Annotated in this window: 3 protein-coding genes; 2 read left to right on the forward strand and 1 reads right to left on the reverse strand. The window is 60.9% G+C overall.

The genetic code is table 11. The features are described 5' to 3' along the window. Positions 1-235: 235 nt before the first annotated feature. Positions 236-490 carry a DUF1127 domain-containing protein gene (locus EOA29_RS33355; protein WP_127222197.1) on the forward strand — a complete coding sequence of 85 codons (255 nt, stop codon included), beginning with the start codon at positions 236-238 and terminating at the stop codon, positions 488-490. 62 nt (positions 491-552) lie between these two features. On the opposite strand, the gene EOA29_RS33360 is transcribed toward EOA29_RS33355, so the two are convergent. After that, positions 553-1464: an agmatinase gene (locus tag EOA29_RS33360; RefSeq protein ID WP_126094030.1), complete on the reverse strand. Its 912-nt coding sequence runs from the start codon at positions 1462-1464 to the stop codon at positions 553-555. A gap of 441 nt (positions 1465-1905) precedes the next feature. Here EOA29_RS33360 and EOA29_RS33365 point away from each other — a divergent pair. Further along, positions 1906-2343 (forward strand): phasin (locus tag EOA29_RS33365; protein WP_127222198.1); only part of this gene is annotated, 438 nt, incomplete at its 3' end.

The following is a 2343-nucleotide window of genomic DNA, read 5'->3' on the forward strand; positions in this document are numbered from 1 at the left end:
ATCCCGCGATTGCCAACGGCAACAGGGACATCGTTCCGAAGGAGCGTTCCCGCACCCGGATCAAGCACGAATGGACCGAAGGCGAAGCGCGAGCCCTGCATGCGGCTCATCTATAGTCCGTTTGGAACTTTTTGGAACTATTTGGGAGGGCTTAATTACGGCGCTGTTCGCCTCCTGCAGAATTCAACCTCTTTCAGGTCGATCGCCTACGGGCCTCAACCATCAGGAGGTTGCCATGAACGATATTTTTGCCCCGGCGCCGCATCAGGCAGCGTGCAGAGCGACGGTCGTAAGACCGTCGAAAATGTCGCCTCGGCGTTACAGCCTGGCGACCCTGCGAAGCATCGTCGCGGGTTGGCGCGAGCAGGCGCACTTTCGCTGGGACCTCAAGCGAATCTCGGAAACCAATCCGCATCTGATCGACGATATCGGTTTGACGAGACATCAGGTGGACGAAGAGATCGCCAAGCTGCCTTTCTGGCAACGATAAAGGAACGTTTCCAAAAGGGTAGGGCGGTTGCCTCGTGCAATATCTGGAGGCCGAAGCCGGGTCTAACCCTGCCGGACGATGGCGCCGATCGCATTGACGATAAGTCTCGCTGCGGTGAGCGCCGACAGGCCGTCAATGTCGGCGGGAGGATAGAACTCGACGAGATCGAACCCGGCGATCCTGCCCCGCTTGCCGAGACCCGCGATCAGGTCGATCACCTGCGTGTAGGTGAGACCGCCGGGTGTGCGCGCCGCCACGCCTGGCATGATGAAGGGATCGAGGCCATCGCAGTCGAGGGTGACGACGACTTGCGCGCCTTCCGGAATATGCATGAGAGCGGCTTCGACGCCTTGGGCATGAACCTCGCGGGCGGTCACGAAGCGGCTGCCGTAGCGCCGCGCCGCTTCGATTTCTGCGCGGCGTGCGCTGCCGACGCTGCGCAGGCCGACCTGTACGATGCCGGCGATATGCGGCATCTCGCTCGCCCGGCGCATCGGGCTCGAATAGCCGAAGCGTTCGCCATCGACCTCGTCGCGCCAATCGATATGGGCATCGATCTGCAGGATCCAGACTGGCCCGTGATCCGTAAAGCCGGCGAGGAAGGGAATGACCACGGAATCGTCGCCGCCGAGCAGGGTCGGCACAGCCTGCAATGCCAGGACCTCGCGCGTCTTCGCCTCGATCCGGGCGCGGTTGCCGTCATTGTCGTGCATGATGGTCAAGACGTTGCCGGCGTCGACGCAGCAGACCGGCTTGCCGTCGAACAGCGGGCCGCCGAGATCGAAATCCCAGTTCTCGATCAGCGGCGCATCGCCCTGGCTCGCCGCGCGGATGGCACCGGCGGCCAGGACATAGCCGCTGCTGTCCTTGCCGGGATAGGTGCTGCCGTGACCGGCTCCGAAGATCACCGCGCGGGGTGTACGGCCTTCTGCGAGGCGATCGGGAAAGCCGAGAAAGGAAGGTGAAGCGGTCATTTCTGGATGGCCTTGATTGTGAATGCCGGCGCGAACGAGCAGCTTGGGGCAGGCTAGTTGCTTGTTCGGTTCGACGCCATCACCGAAATCGCGAGCGAGCCGGGGCGAAGCTTGCATTGTTGCAACCAAGTTCGAACAGGGCAGGGTGCGAAGCAGACCTGCGACCCTGTTACAAAAGCCGCACTCTGCCACGTCGTGAAAATCGAGCGCGAAATGGGGTGCTACGGCGCATCACGGACGTCCAGCCATATCCTTCGCTGCGTTGCCAGCTGATTGGCTCCCCTCCTGCCCTGTTTCTTCTGAAGACTGCAGGAAAAGCCCAGTTTCAAATATAAATATATTGCGCTGCAACAAAATGTTGCACTGCAGGTAATACTGCCACATACTGCTCTCGCTGTTCTGGGGCGCGGGCGAGACACATCGTCAACCGGAGGATAGGAAATGTCCAAGACCACCGACAAACCCACCGAAACCGCCGGATTTCCAGCAGTCGACGCTGGCAAGGCCACCGATCAACTTCGTGCAGTCGCCGAAACGGGCGTGGAGCAGTCGAAAGAAGCTCTTGCAAAGTTCCAATCGGGCGCTGAAGACGCCCGGAAGGCGCTTGAGTCGACCGCCGAAACCGCGAAATCGGTCGGCAACGAGCTGTCGCTGAAGATGATCGCCGCGTGGCGCGCCAATGCCGAAGCTGATTTCTCGCACGCCGAAGCTCTGGTCCGTGCGAAGTCGCTGCCGGAAGTTTTTGAGTTGCAGACGACCTTCCTGCGCAAGCGCCTGGAAATGGGTGCCGAGCAAGCCAAGGAATTTCAGGAACTCGCTACAAAAGCGGCGACCGACGTTTCCAAGCCGGTCAAAGCCGCCTTCGAGAAGGTGTTGCAG

The organism is Mesorhizobium sp. M1E.F.Ca.ET.063.01.1.1 (assembly GCF_003998155.1).
GTDB lineage: Bacteria > Pseudomonadota > Alphaproteobacteria > Rhizobiales > Rhizobiaceae > Mesorhizobium.

Excerpts from the sequence above, each read along its gene's own strand:
- EOA29_RS33355 (WP_127222197.1), top strand. The coding sequence starts at position 236 with ATGAACGATATTTTTGCCCCGGCGCCGCATCAGGCAGCGTGCAGAGCG.
- EOA29_RS33360 (WP_126094030.1), bottom strand. The coding sequence starts at position 1,464 with ATGACCGCTTCACCTTCCTTTCTCGGCTTTCCCGATCGCCTCGCAGAA.